At 67.2% G+C, this 17,536-nt stretch carries 15 protein-coding genes; 6 read left to right on the plus strand and 9 right to left on the minus strand.

Features of this window, described 5'->3' with window-relative positions:
• Positions 1-87: 87 nt before the first annotated feature.
• Positions 88-678: an orotate phosphoribosyltransferase gene (pyrE, locus tag ASF26_RS14165; RefSeq protein WP_056255180.1), complete on the plus strand. Its 591-nt coding sequence runs from the start codon at positions 88-90 to the stop codon at positions 676-678.
• Positions 679-1,026: 348 nt separating this feature from the next.
• Complete coding sequence (locus ASF26_RS14170) at positions 1,027-1,725, plus strand: NYN domain-containing protein (RefSeq protein ID WP_056255183.1); 699 nt, start codon at positions 1,027-1,029, stop codon at positions 1,723-1,725.
• A 63-nt stretch (positions 1,726-1,788) separates the two neighbouring features.
• Here the strand turns inward: ASF26_RS14170 and ASF26_RS14175 are convergent, their stop codons facing one another.
• Positions 1,789-2,613: a prephenate dehydrogenase/arogenate dehydrogenase family protein gene (locus ASF26_RS14175; RefSeq protein ID WP_280136358.1), complete on the minus strand. Its 825-nt coding sequence runs from the start codon at positions 2,611-2,613 to the stop codon at positions 1,789-1,791.
• Between the two features lie 45 nt (positions 2,614-2,658).
• On the opposite strand from ASF26_RS14175, the gene ASF26_RS22750 reads away from it, so the two are divergent.
• Positions 2,659-2,799 carry a hypothetical protein gene (locus ASF26_RS22750; protein ID WP_156462997.1) on the plus strand — a complete coding sequence of 47 codons (141 nt, stop codon included), beginning with the start codon at positions 2,659-2,661 and terminating at the stop codon, positions 2,797-2,799.
• Positions 2,800-3,022: 223 nt separating this feature from the next.
• Here the strand turns inward: ASF26_RS22750 and smpB are convergent, their stop codons facing one another.
• Together smpB and dapA are read right to left on the minus strand one after the other, a co-directional pair.
• Positions 3,023-3,496, minus strand: coding sequence for an SsrA-binding protein SmpB (smpB, locus tag ASF26_RS14180; RefSeq protein WP_056255191.1), 474 nt, complete (start codon positions 3,494-3,496; stop codon positions 3,023-3,025).
• Between the two features lie 137 nt (positions 3,497-3,633).
• Positions 3,634-4,533 (minus strand): 4-hydroxy-tetrahydrodipicolinate synthase, encoded by a 900-nt coding sequence (dapA, locus tag ASF26_RS14185; protein WP_056255194.1) that lies wholly within the window; start codon positions 4,531-4,533, stop codon positions 3,634-3,636.
• 185 nt (positions 4,534-4,718) lie between these two features.
• On the opposite strand from dapA, the gene ASF26_RS14190 reads away from it, so the two are divergent.
• Complete coding sequence (locus ASF26_RS14190) at positions 4,719-7,025, plus strand: lytic transglycosylase domain-containing protein (RefSeq protein ID WP_056255198.1); 2,307 nt, start codon at positions 4,719-4,721, stop codon at positions 7,023-7,025.
• Positions 7,026-7,054: 29 nt separating this feature from the next.
• On the opposite strand, the gene ASF26_RS14195 is transcribed toward ASF26_RS14190, so the two are convergent.
• The 5 genes from ASF26_RS14195 to ASF26_RS14215 form a co-directional block, all read right to left on the minus strand.
• Positions 7,055-7,441, minus strand: coding sequence for a hypothetical protein (locus ASF26_RS14195; protein ID WP_056255201.1), 387 nt, complete (start codon positions 7,439-7,441; stop codon positions 7,055-7,057).
• A 12-nt stretch (positions 7,442-7,453) separates the two neighbouring features.
• Complete coding sequence (locus ASF26_RS14200; protein WP_056255204.1) at positions 7,454-9,466, minus strand: BON domain-containing protein; 2,013 nt, start codon at positions 9,464-9,466, stop codon at positions 7,454-7,456.
• 1,142 nt (positions 9,467-10,608) lie between these two features.
• The gene (locus ASF26_RS14205; protein ID WP_056255207.1) at positions 10,609-12,423 is read right to left on the minus strand and encodes an ATP-binding cassette domain-containing protein; all 1,815 of its coding nucleotides are present in this window, start codon (positions 12,421-12,423) and stop codon (positions 10,609-10,611) included.
• Positions 12,424-12,793: 370 nt separating this feature from the next.
• Positions 12,794-13,111 carry a polyhydroxyalkanoic acid system family protein gene (locus ASF26_RS14210; RefSeq protein ID WP_018044484.1) on the minus strand — a complete coding sequence of 106 codons (318 nt, stop codon included), beginning with the start codon at positions 13,109-13,111 and terminating at the stop codon, positions 12,794-12,796.
• A 213-nt stretch (positions 13,112-13,324) separates the two neighbouring features.
• Positions 13,325-13,630 carry a septal ring lytic transglycosylase RlpA family protein gene (locus tag ASF26_RS14215; protein ID WP_018044485.1) on the minus strand — a complete coding sequence of 102 codons (306 nt, stop codon included), beginning with the start codon at positions 13,628-13,630 and terminating at the stop codon, positions 13,325-13,327.
• 646 nt (positions 13,631-14,276) lie between these two features.
• On the opposite strand from ASF26_RS14215, the gene ASF26_RS14220 reads away from it, so the two are divergent.
• Positions 14,277-15,470, plus strand: coding sequence for a site-specific DNA-methyltransferase (locus ASF26_RS14220; RefSeq protein ID WP_274534496.1), 1,194 nt, complete (start codon positions 14,277-14,279; stop codon positions 15,468-15,470).
• Between the two features lie 63 nt (positions 15,471-15,533).
• On the opposite strand, the gene mutY is transcribed toward ASF26_RS14220, so the two are convergent.
• Positions 15,534-16,859 (minus strand): A/G-specific adenine glycosylase, encoded by a 1,326-nt coding sequence (gene mutY, locus ASF26_RS14225; protein ID WP_056255795.1) that lies wholly within the window; start codon positions 16,857-16,859, stop codon positions 15,534-15,536.
• A gap of 136 nt (positions 16,860-16,995) precedes the next feature.
• Between mutY and ASF26_RS14230 the strand changes: the two genes are divergently transcribed.
• Positions 16,996-17,487 (plus strand): DciA family protein, encoded by a 492-nt coding sequence (locus ASF26_RS14230; protein ID WP_056255210.1) that lies wholly within the window; start codon positions 16,996-16,998, stop codon positions 17,485-17,487.
• Positions 17,488-17,536 lie beyond the last annotated feature (49 nt).

The following is a 17,536-nucleotide window of genomic DNA, read 5'->3' on the forward strand; positions in this document are numbered from 1 at the left end:
CCCCCGGCGGGTCTGGGCGCCTTGCGCCTCGTGGTCCACGCTGCCACAAACCCCGCTGGACCGTCTCATCCTAGGAACACTTTTCTCATGACGCCAGACGCGGTGCTCGCGGAATTCCGCGAGGCGGGTGCCCTGCTCGAAGGGCATTTCGTCCTTAGTTCCGGGCTCCATTCCGGTGTCTTCCTGCAGAAGATGGCGATCTTCTCCGACCCTGTCCGGACGGAGCGACTGTGCAAGGCCCTGGCGGAGGTCATCGTCGCCCGTTTCGGCCCCATCGACATCGTCGTGTCCCCCGCCATCGGCGGCATCGTGCCCGGCTACGAGACGGCCCGCCATCTCGGGGCGCGCGCCATCTTCGTCGAACGCGATCCCGGTGGGCCATTCTCCCTTCGTCGCGGCTTCAGCATCCCGGCCGGCCAGCGCGCGGTGATCGTGGAGGATATCGTGACCACGGGCCTCTCCGCCCGCGAATGCCTCGCCTCCCTCCATGCCGAGGCCGGAGAAGTCATCGGCGCGGCGTGTCTCATCGACCGCTCGGGCGGGCGCGGCGAGATCGGCCTTCCCATGGTCTCCCTGGTCACCCTCGACATTCCGGTCTATCCTGCGGACGCGCTGCCGCCGGAACTCGCCGCGCTGCCTGCCGTCAAGCCCGGCAGCCGAGTGAAAGCACCGGGCTGATCCTAAGCAAGATTAGAAACTTAAGGTAGTCGTTTTTCTGGTATGCAATTAGGCATATCAGTTGTGCAAAGCGGAATATTGCAGGCAGACCTAGCTTTCATTCGATTTCTCTGGTGATTGCATACAGGTCATGGTTGACAAGCGCCGCGCTCGGACAATAACAAAGGATATGATAAGCGGGTAGCTCCGGTGACCTGCTAATTCTTGGTTTTATTTATGATTTGATTATTAGGATCAAATTCTTTGCGTTATCAAGCATTCGAATTTGCAAGTCTTCTTGTGAAGCGCTGAGCTTTCGGACTTTCTTGCTTTACATGTGAAAAATCTGATGAGAAAATGGATCATTCAATGAGCGCACAACCGCGCAGCGCCCTGTTCATAGACGGGGCAAATCTTTATGCGGCAACGAAGGCACTCGGTTTCGATATCGACTATCGCCGGCTGCTTAAGGAATTCCAGGCTCGCGATAATTTGATACGAGCTTTCTACTACACCGCGATGGTGGAAGATCAGGAATATTCATCGATCCGTCCGCTGATCGATTGGCTCGACTATAACGGTTACCGGGTCGTGACGAAGCCGGCCAAGGAATTCACCGATTCCGCCGGCCGTCGCAAGATCAAGGGCAACATGGACATTGAGCTGGCCATCGATGCCCTCGAGCTCGCGCCCCGCATCGACCACATGGTACTGTTCTCCGGCGACGGCGATTTCCGCTCCCTGGTGGAAGCGATGCAGCGGCGCGGCGTCCGCGTCACCGTAGTCTCGACGATCCAGACACAGCCGGCCATGATTGCCGACGACCTTCGTCGGCAGGCCGACGAGTTCGTCGACCTCGTCCATCTCATTCCCCGGGTCGGTCGCGACCCCGGCGAGCGTGGCGTCCGAAGCCTGGGCGACGGTCCGGCGCGCGGTCCGCGCGAGTTGCCGCGAGACATTCCGCGAGACCTGCCGCGCGACGTGGCCGAACGGCCGGCGGCGCGTCCCAATCCCGGTCTGGAAACCCGCTACGGTATCCGCCAGGGCGACGACGCGACCGAACAGTAACGACATCTGTCACCGGGGAAGCGCGGCAGACCGCCTCCTCGGCACCGATCCGGAGCATCGCTCTCAGCCCGTGGCGTCCGCGCCCTGAGCCGACAGCTCCGCTTCCAACCGCGAGGCGTGCGCGAAGAACCGGCGGCGGACATCCGCCGCATAGGGGTTCGCGCGCTCGATCGCATCGAAGACTTCCGGCGCATCGTGCCTGACCATGCCGACCGCCTGCATCAGCAGGTCGAAGCTCTTCGTCGTCATGCGGGTCGGCAGCGGCTCCATCTCGACGAAGACCTTTGCGATGAGATGGGTCAGCCCCTGGACCGAGGCGGCGGCCCTGTCATGTGCCTCCGGGTCCGTGAGGATGATGTCGAGGCCGAGCTGCTTGCGCAGGAAAGCCGCGGTACGCCGGCCTCCCCTCCCCCGGATCGGACATACGGCGATCTTCAGCCCCTTCACGCCCGAACGCGCGCTCTGCGGTCCGAAGAGCGGATGCGTCGCGACGATCTCGACGTGATCGGGCAACCCGTCTGCCATGATCCTCGCGGCGACCATCTTCACCGAACCGACATCGAGGACGAGGGCGCCCGGCCGCAGGTGAGGTCCGATGGCGGAGACCACCTCGGCGAGTTTGGAGACTGGAGCGGCCAGGACGACGACGCGACAGGTGGCCGTCTTGGCGAGCGAGGCGAGCCGCACCCCGGCTTTCCTCGCCCCTTTCTGCGTACTGGATTCACATATTTGGTCGCCGGTCGTTCTCCCTTCCCAGGCGGGTTCGACATGAGGCGCGACGGGCTCCCTCTCCTGGAAGGAGAGGGCTGGGGTGAGGTGTGGTCCGCCTCCGAAAAGGTCACACACCTCACCCTGTCCCTCTCCTTCTAAGAGACGGGACCCGCGCATCCCGCGAGATGTGTGAACGCCGTAGTCTTCCAGGAGACGGGACTCGTGCTGCCCGTGAGATGCCTGAATATCGTCGCCTTGCGGCAGGGCGGGATCGTAGGCGCGCAGCGGGAAATACCGCCCGAGATGTTGGGCGATCAGCTGGCCGAACGCGCCGAATCCGATGATCCCGACGGTGATGCGTGATAAAGGGGACGTAGCCAAAGACACGGAACTGACCTCTATGGAGCCGAGGGGCCAGCGGTGCTTGGAAGAGGGTCAACCGCCGACGACCGGGGCGGTTGAGACGTGACAAAGCACCTCGCCGCTAGGGGAGCGGCGCGTAATACAATCCGGAGAGGATCGGGCTCGTCGTCATGGGCGGTGTCTTGGCGGGACGGGCATCGCCCGTCAACGGAGCGTTCGTCGGTCAGCCCTTGTCGCGCATGATCCGGGCGCGGTCGCGCTCCCAATCCCGCTCCTTGGCGCTCTCGCGCTTGTCGTGGAGCTTCTTGCCCCGTCCGAGACCGAGTTCGATCTTCGCGCGGCCCTGCTCGTTGAAGTAGATCTTCAGCGGCACCACCGTGTAGCCCTCGCGCTTCGTCGCGCCGATGAGCTTGTTGATCTGCTTGCGGTGGAGCAGCAAGCGGCGCGGGCGCTTGGTCTCGTGGTTGAACCGGTTGGCTTCGAGATATTCCGGGATGTAGGCGTTGAACAGGAACAGCTCATCGCCCGACGGCCCGGCATAGGCCTCGCCGATGGCCGCCTTGCCCTTGCGCAGGGATTTGACCTCCGTCCCGGTCAGGGCGATGCCCGCCTCGAGGATGTCCGAGATCTCGTAGTGGAAGCGGGCGGCGCGGTTGTCGGCGACGACGCGGCGGGTGTCTTGCGGTTTGGGAGCCATCACATCGTCGGTTCTGGGGCATCGGCCTGTCCGCGCCGATACCCCTTGTCTGGAAGGAAGCTGGTGCCGTCATCGGCCGCGCGATGCGGCCGATCGACATTCATATGGTTCGCCGGCATTTCGCCTGCGAGGGGTGATCAGCCGTCGATCAGGCCGGCATGGCGCAGGGCGGAATCGACGATGCCCTTGGTGGCATCGCTGACCGTGAGGAGCGGCAGGCGCACCTCGTCGCTCATATGGCCGAGCCGCGACAGGGCATATTTCACCGGCGACGGGTTTGATTCCGCAAACAAGCCCACATGCAGCGGCAGCAACTGGTCCTGAAACCGCAGGGCCGTGGCGTAATCGCCCGACAGGGTCGCTTCCTGCAATTTGGCGCAAAGGCGCGGTGCGACGTTCGAGACCACCGAGATGCAGCCGACGCCGCCCTGCGCATTGAATCCGATCGCCGTCGCATCTTCGCCCGAAAGCTGGATGAAGTCTTCACCCATGGCTTGACGTTGCAGGCTGACACGGTCGAGCTTGGCCGTGGCGTCCTTCACGCCGGCGATATTCTTGAGCTCATACAGCCGCGCCATGGTGTCGACGCTCATGTCGACCACGGAACGCGGGGGAATATTGTAGATGATGATCGGGATGCCGATGGCGTCGTTGACGGCCTTGAAATGCGCGTAGAGCCCCGCCTGCGTCGGCTTGTTGTAGTAGGGCGTCACCACGAGCACGGCATCCGCGCCGGCCTTCTCCGCATTGACGGCGCGCTCCACGGCCTCGGCCGTGGAATTGGAGCCCGCCCCCGCGATGACCGGCACACGGCCGGCGGTCTCGGCGATGCAGGCGGCCACGACACGGTCGTGCTCGTCATGGCTCAGGGTCGGCGTCTCGCCGGTGGTGCCCACGGGCACGAGGCCATGGATGCCTTGCTCGATCTGCCAGACCACGAGTTTGCGGAAGGCGTCCTCGTCGAAGGCACCGTCGCGAAAGGGCGTGGCGAGGGCGGTCATGGCGCCCTTGAGGCGTTGGGTCGTGGTGTCGGTCATCCTGGCGTTCCCGGCCGTCGATCTTTCGGTGGGCCGGTGTGCCGGCCGCGTCACCGCTCTCGCGGACGGGCAGACATAGGGCCTCGCTTGCACGCGCGCAAACGGTCCGTCGGCGCAGTTAATGACTTCTTAATGCCCTCTGGGACAGCTTAAGCATGTCCGCATCCGACGGGACTGGAAGAACCATGGCGTTCTGGACGCGCTCCTATCGTGCCGCCCTCCCCGTGTCCCTCGCCGTCGCCTTGGCGGGGACGACGATGTGGATCGGGCCGGCCTCGGTTTTCCCCGTGGCGGCCGGCCAGGGGGACGACATCGTCACCCGGCCGTCGAGCGATGCCGTCGCCCCGTCCGTCCTCGTGCCGGACAGCCGGGCCGCCGCCACCGATGCGGTCGCGGCCGACGCCTTGAAGCTGGACGATCGCAGCGCCGAGACCGCGCCGAGCAAGGCCCTGCCCGCCGCTGCCAAGGCCTATGCCTCCGCCGATCCTGAAGCGCCGATCGCCTTCCCGCTTCCCGACGCGGCGATGACTCCGGCCGCGCCCGTTCCGGAGGTGCCCGATCCCGCCCGCGCGGCCCAGGTGGCGCCGGATGTCGATCTCCCCGCTCTGCGCCAGGCCATCGACGCCTATCGGCGCGGCAAGGTGTCCGAGGGTGACCGCCTGCGCGACGGCTTCACCGATCCCGCCGCCCTCGCGCTTCTCGAATGGGTGGCGATCCGCGCCGGCTCCGGCATCGGCTTCGAGCGCACGGTCTCCTTCACCCGGACGAACCCGGAATGGCCGGCGGGTCCGCTCCTGCGCCGCCGCGCCGAGGAGGCGCTTCTCACCGAGCGCAAGAACCCGGCGACCGTGCGCGCCTTCTTCGCCGGCACCCGCCCGTCGAGCGCTCCGGGCAAGTTCGCCCTTGCCCTCGCCTTCCGGGCGGAGGCCCTCGACGAGGACGCCGCCTCTCTGGTCCGCGACCTGTGGCGCTCCGAGACCTTCGGGCGCGCCCTCGAGACCAAGGTGATGGACGCCTTTCCGGGTGTCCTCACCCGCGTCGATCACCGCTTCCGCATGGAGCGCGCCCTCCTGAAGGAGGATTACGAGTCGGCCGGCCGGGCCGCTGCCTATGCCGGCGGCGGCTATGCCAGTCTGGTGCGGGCTCGCCGGGCCGTGGAGGACAAGAGTTCGTCGGCCGCTTCCGCGCTCAACGCCGTGCCGCCGTCGCTCCGCAGCGATCCGTCCTACATCCTGTCGCGGGCGCAGTATCTCCGCCGGGCCGACAAGCCTGTGGAGGCCGCCGCGATCCTCGCCACCGCCCCGACCAACGGCGACGTCCTCGTGGATGGCGACGAATGGTGGGTCGAGCGCCGGATCGTCGCCCGCAAGCTCATCGATATCGGCAATCCGAGCCTCGCCTACGAGGTCGCCGCCGGCCATAGCGGCCGCACGGTGGAGAAGCGGATCGAAGCCGAGTTCCATGCCGGCTGGATCGCCCTGCGCTTCCTCGACGATCCGGCCAAGGCCTCCAGCCATTTCGCCAAGGCCGCGACCATCGCCGAGACGCCGATCTCCCTCGCCCGCGTCGCCTATTGGCAGGGCCGCGCCGCCGAGGCGGCGGGCGATGCCGGCCTCGCCAAGACCTTCTACGAGCGCGCGGCGCTCCAGCCGATCGCCTATTACGGGCAACTCGCCCGGGCGAAGCTCGGACAGGCGAGCCTGCCGCTGCGCGTCGTCTCGGAACTCGAGCCCGCCGCCGCGACGGCGTTCGAGAACCGCCTGACCACGCGGGCCCTGCGCATGCTCGAGGCGGCTTCGCTCAAGGATCTGGCGCTGCCGCTCTACATCGACACGGCGAACCGTCTGACCAACCCGGCCGAAATCAGCGCGCTCGGCAACCTCGCCGTCGATGTGAGAAATTCCCGCGCCCTCGTGGCCATCGGCAAGCTCGCGGTCCAACGCGGACTGCCCCTCGACGCCCATGCCTACCCGACCATCGGCATTCCCGATTACGAGGCCTCCGCCGCCGTTCCCCTGGTGGAAAAGGCCATGGTCTTCGCCATCGCCCGCCAGGAAAGCCAGTTCGATCCCCGCGCCCAATCCAGCGTCGGCGCCCGCGGGTTGATGCAGATGATGCCGGCCACCGCCCAGCGCACGGCCCGGCGGGTCAGCGCCTCCTACGACCAGGACCGCCTCACCAGCGATCCCGCCTACAATGCCCGCCTCGGCCAGGCTCATCTCGGCGAGCTGATGGAGGATTGGCGCGGCTCCTACATCCTCGCCTTCGCCTCCTACAATGCCGGCGGCGGCAACGTGAAGAAGTGGATCGACGCCTATGGCGATCCGCGCCGGACCGGGGTCGATCCCATCGACTGGGTCGAGCGCATTCCCTTCACCGAGACCCGCAACTACGTCCAGCGCGTGATGGAGAATCTGCAGGTCTATCGCAGCCGCCTGGAAGGCAAGAGCGCGCTGCTGATCGAAGGTGACCTTCAGCGCGGGGCGCGGTGAGCGGAGGGGTTGTCCTCCCCCGACCCCTCTCATCCCGAAGCTTTCCCTCGAAGCCTCCGCTCGGCACCGGCAGCGGGTCTGGGCGATGAAGCGAGGCGGTCAGGAGAGCCGCTGACGCTGGCGATGCCCGACGCCCTCGGCGGCGATGGACGGGCCAGTCTCGCCAGCGATCCAATTCCGGCGCCGACGATATAGGCCGCCAGGTTCAGCGCCGCGCTCTCCACCCAGAAGCCGGGGCGGCCCGGTACGAGCCCGCTGAAAGCGAGCCCAGCGAGCGCAACGGCCCCGAATCCGAGTCCGAGCCCGATGGTGGTCGAAAGCCGGTCGCGTGGCGGTCCGAAGTGCCATCCGATGGCGGTGCCCAGCGCGAGGCTGGCGGCGAGCGCGGGCCAGAGAATCGTCAAAAGCAGGAGCATCGGGACGATCTCTCAGGAGCGCAGGGCGAGGCCGACGCCCTGCCCCGAGGCATTGGTGCGACCGGCGGGCGCGGCGACGATCCTGTCCGCCGGGATGCCGGCTTGAAGCAGATACTCGACGATCACAAGCGCTCGCTGTCGAGCGATGTCGGGTTCCGGCTCCGCCGGTTTCGCCTCTTTCGGGGCCTCCGCCTTGGCGTCCTTCTCCTTCGCCGCCTTATCCACGGTCGCCTTGTCCTTGCCGTCCTTCGCCGATGCCGGTTTGGGATCGGCGGGCTTCGCGTGAGGCTTGTCGGCCTTCGCGACCACCGGCTTCGAAGCCTTGTCGGCGTCCCGAGGCTTCCCCGATTCTGCCGAAGAGGTGTTCTCCACGCCTGCGTCGAGGGCGGGTTTCGGTGCGCTTGCGGCACCGGCCGGGTCGGCATGCCCCGTCACCTCGATGCGCAGACCGGGGCAGGCTTTCGCCGCCGAGGCCACTGCGTCGAGGGTCGGATAGAACTCCGCCCTCAGGGTGACGCCGCCGGGTGCGAAGACGAGGCGGCTCCCATTCATCGCGCGGTCGAACGAGTTCCGGCAGGCCGCCGGGTCGTCCAAGGTCGTGCCGGGCGGCGGCTTCACCTCGGCCTGAGCCTGCCAGCCGGCCGGCATCCGCCGGGCGAGATCGGCCTCGAACCGACCGGCACTCTCGCGGTAGAGGCTGTCGCCGGTCAGCGCGAGGCTCCTGTCCGAGAGGCGGATGTCGCCGGTGGCGAGCATGGCGAGGCTGGTGATGCCGGCCTCGACGGCGCCGGCGAGGTTGGGCGGTGCGCCCTCGGCGATCCGGCTCTTGTCGACGATGCGTTCGCGAAAGAAGCGCGGTCGCAGCGTCGCCAGGATACGGTCGCGCGTAGCGCCGTCGGGAAGGTGTCCGGTCAGCGTCACCGCATCGCTCTCACGCCGGACCATGAAGCGATAGGGCGAGAGCGGCATGGCGGCGAGATCGACCGGCCCGGCTCTGGTGCCGGATGGTCGCCCGTCGCGCAGCAGCGCGTCGATCTCGCCGATGGCCTGCCCGTCGAGGGCGGTCCCCGAGACCGATAGGCGCGAATCGGCATAGGTGACGCTGCCGTCCTGCAACAGGGACGAAAGCTGGAAAGCGAAGCGGCCGAGCGTGGTCGGATCGATTCCATCCGCAAGACCGCGAGCGGTCTGCATCCGGTCGTCCACCGTGGCGCCATCGGCGGCGTCGTCGGCCAGGGCGCGAATCTCCTCGCGGGCCGTCTCCGAGACGACATTGCCCGAAAGGACGAGGTTGCCGCCGCGCTCGCGGGTCACCGCAAACCGGAAATCGGGGGTCACCGCCGGCCGGAGGTCGACCTTGCCCATGGTGAAGCCCGTCGGAGGATGGGCCAAGGCCTCCCTGACGGCCTCGTAATCGGCCACCGTCGATGCCTCGCCGCTGAGCGACACGGTGGTGTCGGCAATGGTGGCGCTGGCGCCAGGAGCCAGCGGCTTCAGTTGTTCGAGCGCAAAGGCAGAGGCGGCGGAAAAGTCCGGCGGTGCCCCGCGCGCGGCTTTCGCCTGATCGACGATCCTGGTCTCGGAGGGAAGTTCCGGGGCGAGCTTCGCGGCAAGCGCTCTCGGGCCGATCTCGACAGGCCGGTTGCCGGTCAGTTCGATCCGTTCCGGGCTCGTGCGTGTCGCCGTCCAGACGAAGGGCGAGGCATCCTCGACGATACCGATCCGCCCGACCACGTGGCGCAAGCCGGGCAGGCGCTTGAGCCTGTCGAGGGCAGCGACGCGCCCGGCCTCGTTCGGCGCCTCTCCGGTGGCGATGAGGTCACGGCCCCGCACGTTCAGGCGCAGCCAGGGCTCCAACCCCGTCTCGGCCGTTGCACGCACGACCGGGCCGGCGGTCTCGTCGAGCCGCCGCTCCGTACGGCTGGCGAGGAACGGCGTCGCGACGCCGACGATGAGCGCCAGTCCGGGCAGGCCGACGGCCCAGCCGAATTTCCGGAGCGAGTGGGTGGACGGGAGGGCGGGCAATGCGAACCTCGGGGATCGGCCGCCACCAGACACCCGCTTCGCGGCATCTTGAAGACGCCGCCGGCTCATTCCCATCGATCGCCGCCCCTTCCTTGTCCACACACCTTCACCCCCGCGCACGACAGCGCCGGGGGCATGGCCAAAGAGAAAACCCAAGAGCACCGCAAGAGGGGACGCGGGACGCCGCGGAACCCATTGAGCGCTATAAGTATTTGCCGGTCCCCCGGCGTCCCGTCAGGCTCCGGCGTTCCCGCCGGGGCCTGTTTTTGCGTCGCGGTGTCTCCAGCGGTCCTCGCGTTGCGTCGCGCCTGAGGTGGTCGTGTTGCATCCCAGCCCGGCTGTTCGNTTCCCGCCGGGGCCTGTTTTTGCGTCGCGGTGTCTCCAGCGGTCCTCGCGTTGCGTCGCGCCTGAGGTGGTCGTGTTGCATCCCAGCCCGGCTGTTCGAACGGACTTTGCCCCGCACGCCCTCTCGTATTGGAGGGGCCGCAAACCTCATCATGGCAGCCGAGATCAGGGTCAGTGCCGGGGCATTTAACTCCCGACCTACCGCGCCCTCCCCGCACGCCCTCTCGTATTGGAGGGGCCGCAAACCTCATCATGGCAGCCGAGATCAGGGTCAGTGCCGGGGCATTTAACTCCCGACCTACCGCGCCCTCATCCGAGCCCCCAGACTATCGAGCCGCCGCCCGGGGCGATGGCGACCGACACCACCGACGCAGGCACCGCCCCGCCGCCCCTTTCGGCCCACCCGGTCGGTCACCGGACAGGCCCCCTTCGCTGGGCGGCAGGTGTGGGTATATAGGCATGGAATAGGAATTTTGTCAAGAAGATTTCATGTCGGGGGGAACGGTCTCGGCCATGGGGCCGCTATCGGGAAGCCTCGGCGATCTCAGGTGTCCCATCGGGGGCGGAGGTCTCGTGAACGCTCCGTGCCCTCTGTCTCGGCAGGAGCGTTCTCGCCCCTCCGCGAGGTGCCATGACCCTGGCGGAGGGACCGGGATTCTCGTCCTTCTCCTCAATGCGGACAGTTCGGGGTCGGAAATGGTCCCGCTGGCTTCCCCCGGTCGGGGGGGCGCGTCACCGAGCGGGGGAGCCCGAGCCGATGCGCTCTGCCGGGCGTCCGGGGCGGATGGCGACCCACCTCACCCTTCCCGCTGCATCTCCAGTTCCAGCCAGCGGTCCTCGGCCGTCGAGAGGTCGGCCTCCGCCGCCGCGAGGGTCGCCGAGGCCTTCTGGAACAGGGCCGGATTGCGGCTGTAGAGCTGGGGATCGGCGAGGACGGCGCGGTGCTTGGCGATCTCGGTCTGCAGCTTCGCGATTCGCTCCGGCAGGGTCTTCAGCTCGTGCTGGTCCTTGAACCCCATCTTCGTCTTTGGCGCCGGGGCCGCGGACGTGCTGGCGAGGCGTCCCGGCTTGACCTTGCCGTCGGGGCGAGGCGCCGTGGCGCTCTTGCGCGCCTCGACGCCCTGGCCGCGCTGCGTCACCATGTCGGTATAGCCGCCGGCATACTCGACCCAGCGCCCCTCCCCCTCGCTGACGAGGACGCTGCCGACGACGCGGTCGAGGAAGTCGCGGTCGTGGCTCACCAGGATCAGCGTGCCGGAATAATCCGACAGCATCTCCTGCAGGAGGTCGAGGGTTTCGAGATCGAGGTCGTTGGTGGGCTCGTCGAGGACCAGGAGGTTGGCGGGCTGGGCCAGGGCCCGGGCGATGAGAAGGCGGTTGCGCTCGCCGCCGGAGAGCACCCTCACCGGGGTCCGGGCCTGTTCCGGGGCGAACAGGAAATCCTTGAGGTAGCCGATGACGTGACGGCTCACGCCGCCGACGACCACGCTGTCGCCGCTGCCGCCGGTGAGCACCTCGGTGACCGTCATCGACGGGTCCAGCACGGCCCGGGCCTGATCGAGCAGCATCATCTTGAGGTTCGTGCCCAGGGCGACGGTGCCGGAATCCGGTGCCGATTGTCCCGTGAGCAGGTTGATGAGGGTGGTTTTGCCGGCGCCGTTGGCGCCGACGATGCCGAGCCGGTCGCCACGCATCACCCGGATCGAGAGATCGTCCACGATGCGGCGCTCACCATAGGCCTTGGCGGCATTCTTGGCCTCGATCACCAGGGCGCCGGAACTCTCCGCCTCGGTGGAGGTCATCGTCGCGGTGCCGACGGGGCGGCGGTCCTCGCGGCGGTCCTTGCGCAGGGCGTGGAGGTTGCCGAGCCGCCGGACGTTGCGCTTGCGGCGCGCGGTGACGCCGTAGCGCAGCCAATGCTCCTCGTCGGCGATCTTGCGATCGAGCTTGTGCCGGTCGCGCTCCTCTTCCTCGAAGAACGCGTCGCGCCAGGCCTCGAAGGTGGAAAAGCCCTGCTCGATCCGTCTCGTGATGCCACGATCGAGCCAGACGGTGGTTTTCGACAGGGCCGAGAGGAAGCGCCGGTCGTGGCTGATGAGGACGAGCGCGCCGCGCACGGATTTCAATTCCGCCTCCAACCATTCGATGGCCGGCAGGTCGAGATGGTTGGTGGGCTCGTCGAGCAGCAGGATGTCGGGCTCGGGTGCCAGTGCCTGAGCCAGGGCCACGCGCCGCCCCTCCCCGCCCGACAGGCTCGCCGGGTTCTCGGCGCCGGTCAGGCCCAGGCTCTCCAGCAGGTAACGGGCGCGGTAGGCGTCGTCGCCATGGGTGAGGCCGTGTTCGACGAAGTCCAGGGTGGTGGAAAAGCCCGAGAAATCCGGTTCCTGTGAGAGGTAGCGGATGGTGGTGCCGGGCTGGACGAAGCGCACGCCCTTGTCGGGCTCGATGAGCCCGCAGGCGATCTTCATGAGCGTCGACTTGCCCGAGCCATTTCGGCCGACGAGGCAAGTCCGTTCACCGGGGGAAATCGCAAGGTCGGCCTGTTCGATCAGCGGAGTGCCGCCGAAAGTGAGCGCGACGTTCTGGAGGGTGAGAAGCGGGGGAGCAGCCATGATGCGGGCTTATGGCAGCGCAGCCGCTCCCGAACAAATGCGGTTTTGCCTGTGAGGCTACATCGTCGGGTTAGCCGGGCCGGTTGGCGACGGATCGGGCGAGACGGGAGCGGGGCTCGGATCGATCACGGGGATCTCCGTCGGGCTCTCGGTGGGCGACTCGGCCGGCGTCGACGCGGGGATATCGGGCCCGGGCGCCGGCGGCGGCGTCTGGGGGGCCTCGTAGGGCGTATCGGGAACCGGAGCTTCCGGGATGGGCGCGGGATCTATGGGGCCGGGATTCGACATGGGCGACGCCACCTGCTCGCGAGGTTTCGGGAGAGGGCTGGAAACGGGCGAGTGCCCGTTGCCGTTCCCCCGATGACCCTCCTCAGCCCTTCTTGATCAGGAGCTGGTTGCCTTCCTTGCCGATGATCTTCTTCATCCGCTCGGCGAACAGGGCCAGCAGCATCGGCAGGCGCACTTCGATACGGACCGTCTCGGGAAGGACGTCGACCTCGCCGTCCACCTTCTGGCCCATGGCCGACATGGCGAAGTTCAGACGGTCGTCCGTCCAAGTCATGTGCTCGACATTGATTCCGGCCTTGGCACAGGCCGCCTTCGCCTTGTCCAGCCCGTTCGAGATCCGCCGTTTCGCCTCGACGGGACCGATCTCGTGGGGAATCTCGACGATCAGGGGCTTTGCCATGGGGGAACCATCCTCAAACACGCATCCAGCCGTCAAGATGGGGCCGATCGCCATCCATGCAACGGCAACCGGCCCCTTAGTCGATCAAGCGCGGCAGTGAAACTCGCCTCGCGCGGAATCACCATGCGGCGTCAGGAAGATGGGACATGCCGCACGTCGTCGCGACCCGGCACCGCCATCCTCTGGCATGCCCATGATGTCACGGGTTCCGTATCAGTTCACGACCTTGAGCGAGACGTAGGTCGTGCCGCCCATGCCGAGCGCTCGGGCAGAGCCCTTGGCGAGATCGATGATCCGGCCGCGCACGAAAGGCCCGCGATCGTTGATGCGCACCACCACCGAGCGGCCGTTGCGCTTGTTCTCCACCCGGACACGGGTGCCGAACGGCAGGCTGCGATGGGCGGCGGTCATCCCATTCGGATTGAAGCGCTCGCCATTCGCCGTCTTGCGGCCGCTGCCGTACCAGGAGGCCGCGCCGGATTGGGCTGCGGCCGGTGCACTGAGCGCGGCGAGAGACATGGCGGTTCCAATAGCGGCAGCGGTCCAACGAACAGGCTTCATATTCATCCGCATTCCCTTTGCTGTTGCAGAGGCCGCGGAACATAGAGCCAATGAAGGCTGAAATGAGATCAGTAGAATGTGGCAGAGGCTGCCTTCTTTAGCCTCCGACGGTCTCAGAATGTGTGAATAAAATCTAAATATCTTGCAAATCAGACGTGTGCTGAAATTCTATAGTGAGAGCAAAGGGAGGCGGTCGTCGACAGGTTTGGTCCCGTTCTCCAACGCCGTCACGGCCCCCGCCACATCGATGGCGAGACATCGCCGTAACCCGGCGCGCCGTGCATGGGAGATGCGCGTCGCCCGTGACCCCGACCATTCCGGACGCGCTGCCGATGGATTGCGTGTGGGCTGAAGGCATCCGCGACGGACTCGGACGAACCTCCAAGTCGAACTCGAAATCAACTGCTTGATCTACGTTCGATCGTAGTTTCAGGGTGAACAGATAGTTAAATCGATGAAGCAAGAGATGGAAATTCGTCAGTATCGGAGCGGGTAGGCAAAATCTGCAGCCCCAAATCGAGACGCATTGTCTACACCCCGGCAACCCGCCCTTTACGTTAACGGCCCCATGGTCTGCCGGTCAGTCGCGTAACCGGTGTTTGCCATGGCTTCCCTGCGTACCGCGGTTGCCGACACCGTCGCCCGGAAAAGTGTCTCGCGTACCGGGCGACTCGTGTCGGCGCCGCGGATGGGTCTCGTACCCGCCGCCCAGCGTCTCCCCCTCGACGAAATCCTCGTCGGGGATTGCATCGCCGCCATGAACGCCCTCCCGGCGGCAAGCGTCGACTGCGTCTTTGCCGACCCGCCCTACAATCTCCAACTCGGGGACGGCTCGCTGTTGCGGCCCGACCAGAGCCGGGTCGACGCCGTCGACGATGCCTGGGACCAGTTCTCGAGCTTCGCTGCCTACGACGAGTTCACCCGTGCCTGGCTCACCGCCGCCCGCAGGGTGATGAAGCCGAACGCCACCCTCTGGGTCATCGGCTCCTACCACAACATTTTTCGCGTCGGCTCGGTGCTTCAGGACCTCGGGTTCTGGATCCTCAACGACATCGTCTGGCGGAAAGCCAACCCGATGCCGAACTTCCGCGGCAAGCGCTTCACCAATGCCCATGAAACCCTGATCTGGGCGTCCCGCTCGGCGGAATCGAAGGGCTACACCTTCCATTACGAGGCGCTGAAGGGCGGTAACGACGACGTCCAGATGCGTTCGGACTGGTTCATCCCGCTCTGCACCGGCGACGAGCGCCTCAAGGGCGCCGACGGCCAGAAGGTCCACCCGACCCAGAAGCCCGAAGCCCTGCTCGCCCGGACCCTGCTCTCGGCGACGAATGCCGGCGACGTGGTCCTCGACCCGTTCTTCGGCACGGGCACCACCGGGGCCGTCGCCAAGCGGCTCGGCCGGCGCTTCATCGGCATCGAGCGGGAGACGGTCTACGCCGAGGCGGCCCGCGCCCGGATCGACGCCGTGGAGCCCCTGTCCAAGGCCGCCCTCCTCGTCGCACCGACCAAGCGCGCCGAGCCCCGTGTCGCCTTCCTCAGCGTGATCGAGGCCGGCCATATCCGTGCGGGTGAAATCCTCACCGATGCGCGCGGTCGCCACGAAGCCGTGGTGCGTCCCGACGGGACGCTGATGGTCGGGCCGGCCATGGGCTCGATCCACAAGATCGGCGCCCTCGTCCAGGGCTTCCCCTCCTGCAACGGTTGGGATTTCTGGCACGCCAAGCGTGACGGGAAACTGGTTCTGATCGACGTGTTCCGGGGCCGGATGCGGGCCGCGATGGGCTCGGCCGCCTAGTTCTTCCGAAGCTGAGAGGATCGGACGCGAGCCGACTTCTCCCGCAGGGGGGGCGCGCTTGTCCTATTGAGGACGCGTTTTCGGCCTGCCGCGCTTGCGCGGCGCCACGGGCGGGGGCGCTTCCTCGGGCTCGTTGAAGAACCCCTCCCCGTCCTCGATCGGCGGCTTTGCCACCGCTCGCGGCACCGGCTTGGGCACCGGGCGAAAGCTCGGTCGCGGCTCGGGCGGCGGAGCCTCGACGTCTGCGAAGAGTGGCGTGTCCTGGACCGCCCGCATGGCCTTCGGCCGTCCGCGCTTCACGGCCTCGGGCTTCGGATCGAACGCATGGGCCAGCACCTTTTTCATGACGCCGGGCAACGGTTCCTCCTCGAGGTCGCGCCTGGGGGTGAAGCGCATGCCGGCCGGTGCCTTCGTGGCGAGGCCGACGCGGGCGACGAAGACGGTCAGTGCCAACGGGAAATGCGTGAAGACGTGGCGCACTACGCCCGGCAGCCGCTTCCATCGCGCGTCCAACGGAGCGTCGAGCAGGGCTTGGGCGACGTCGTAACTGCTCTCCCATGCGCTGGTCGGAGGCTCCGCCATGGCACCGAGCAGCCCCTCGGGGGGGCGGGTCCGCAGCAAGACGGCCTCGTCGCCGCTCCGGATCGCCACGAAGGCGGCGCCATAGCGCTCGACGCCCTTGGTTTTCTTGATCTTGCGGGGAAACGTTTCCTGCAGCCCCAGGGTGCGGGCCTCGCAGGGGGCCATCCAGGGGCAGAGGGCGCAGGCCGGTCGCTTCGGCGTGCAGATGGTCGAGCCGAGATCCATCAGGCTCTGGGCGAAGTCACCGGGCCGCTGTGCCGGCACGAGGCTCTGCGTCAGCAGTCGGATCTCGGGGCGCGCGGCGGGGATCGGCGTCTCGATGGCGAAGAGCCGGGTCACCACCCGCTCGACATTGCCGTCCACTGCCGCTTCCTGCCTGTCGAAAGCGATCGCCGCGATAGCGCCGGCCGTATAGGCGCCGATGCCGGGCAGCTTGCGCAAGCCGTCGAGCGTGTCGGGAAAGACGCCGGCTTCCGCGACCGCCTTGGCGCAGGCATGGAGGTTGCGGGCGCGGGAGTAATAGCCGAGGCCGGCCCAAGCAGCCATGACGCTCTCCTCCGGCGCCGCCGCGAGGGCCTCCACAGAGGGGAAGCGTTCGAGAAAGCGCAGGAAGTAGGGTTTGACCGCTGCGATCGTGGTCTGTTGCAGCATCACCTCGGACAACCAGACCCGATAGGGGTCGGGCGCCTCGCCCGGCAAAGCACGCCACGGCAGCACGCGGCGATGCCTGTCGTACCAGGCGAGGAGGTCGGTGGCTCGCGGGCCTCGGGCGGATGCCCCCTGCGCTGCCGTGAAGTCCGGTGACATGAAATCCCGCGACATGAGATCCGGCGTGTTGGGCGCCCGTCCATACAGGGTGGCCGCGAACGATCAAAGCATTCGAAAGCCGGTGCCGTTCACGCTATCATGCGGCGTCCGCCCGCATCGGAATCTCTCGGAGCTCATGGCCCGCATCAAACCCCTCGCCGAGCTGATCGAGACCTGCATCGGACCGGCTTTCGCCGCGCAGGGGTTCGCCTCCACCGATATCCTCGCGGCCTGGCCCGATATCGTCGGGGAGCGCCTCGCCCGTTACTGCCAGCCTTCTAAGCTCGAATGGCCCCGCCGCGCCCGCCGCGAGGAGCAGGGTCGGCCGGATCCGGGCACGCTCGTGGTGCGGGTGGAGGGCGTCTTCGCCCTGGAATTGCAGCATCTGGCTCCCGTGGTGATCCAGCGCATCAACGCGCATTACGGCTGGGCCTGCATCGGCAAGCTCGTCCTCAAGCAGGGGCGCGTTCATCAAGCCGTTCGCAAGCGGGTCGTGCCGCCCCTTGATCCGGTGAAGCGGGGCGAAGTCGCGTTGGCGGTCTCCTCCATCGACGACGACGCGCTGCGCGATGCGCTCGACAGGCTCGGCGTGGCGATCGTCGCCTCTGCACCGCCGCGATCCGGCTGAATCCCACCTTCGGCCCGTCGCAGGTCGCGGCGCATGGAAGCGGAGCCGC

Origin of the sequence: Methylobacterium sp. Leaf93 (genome assembly GCF_001422345.1) — a bacterium.
GTDB classification, from domain to species: domain Bacteria; phylum Pseudomonadota; class Alphaproteobacteria; order Rhizobiales; family Beijerinckiaceae; genus Methylobacterium; species Methylobacterium bullatum.

What these genes read in the sequence shown, in the direction of transcription:
- pyrE (WP_056255180.1), top strand. Translation starts at nt 88, where the DNA reads ATGACGCCAGACGCGGTGCTCGCGGAATTCCGCGAGGCGGGTGCCCTG.
- ASF26_RS14170 (WP_056255183.1), top strand. Translation starts at nt 1,027, where the DNA reads ATGAGCGCACAACCGCGCAGCGCCCTGTTCATAGACGGGGCAAATCTT.
- ASF26_RS14175 (WP_280136358.1), bottom strand. Translation starts at nt 2,613, where the DNA reads ATGCGCGGGTCCCGTCTCTTAGAAGGAGAGGGACAGGGTGAGGTGTGT.
- smpB (WP_056255191.1), bottom strand. Translation starts at nt 3,496, where the DNA reads ATGGCTCCCAAACCGCAAGACACCCGCCGCGTCGTCGCCGACAACCGC.
- dapA (WP_056255194.1), bottom strand. Translation starts at nt 4,533, where the DNA reads ATGACCGACACCACGACCCAACGCCTCAAGGGCGCCATGACCGCCCTC.
- ASF26_RS14190 (WP_056255198.1), top strand. Translation starts at nt 4,719, where the DNA reads ATGGCGTTCTGGACGCGCTCCTATCGTGCCGCCCTCCCCGTGTCCCTC.
- ASF26_RS14195 (WP_056255201.1), bottom strand. Translation starts at nt 7,441, where the DNA reads ATGCTCCTGCTTTTGACGATTCTCTGGCCCGCGCTCGCCGCCAGCCTC.
- ASF26_RS14205 (WP_056255207.1), bottom strand. Translation starts at nt 12,423, where the DNA reads ATGGCTGCTCCCCCGCTTCTCACCCTCCAGAACGTCGCGCTCACTTTC.
- ASF26_RS14210 (WP_018044484.1), bottom strand. Translation starts at nt 13,111, where the DNA reads ATGGCAAAGCCCCTGATCGTCGAGATTCCCCACGAGATCGGTCCCGTC.
- ASF26_RS14215 (WP_018044485.1), bottom strand. Translation starts at nt 13,630, where the DNA reads ATGTCTCTCGCCGCGCTCAGTGCACCGGCCGCAGCCCAATCCGGCGCG.
- ASF26_RS14220 (WP_274534496.1), top strand. Translation starts at nt 14,277, where the DNA reads ATGGCTTCCCTGCGTACCGCGGTTGCCGACACCGTCGCCCGGAAAAGT.
- mutY (WP_056255795.1), bottom strand. Translation starts at nt 16,859, where the DNA reads ATGTCACCGGACTTCACGGCAGCGCAGGGGGCATCCGCCCGAGGCCCG.
- ASF26_RS14230 (WP_056255210.1), top strand. Translation starts at nt 16,996, where the DNA reads ATGGCCCGCATCAAACCCCTCGCCGAGCTGATCGAGACCTGCATCGGA.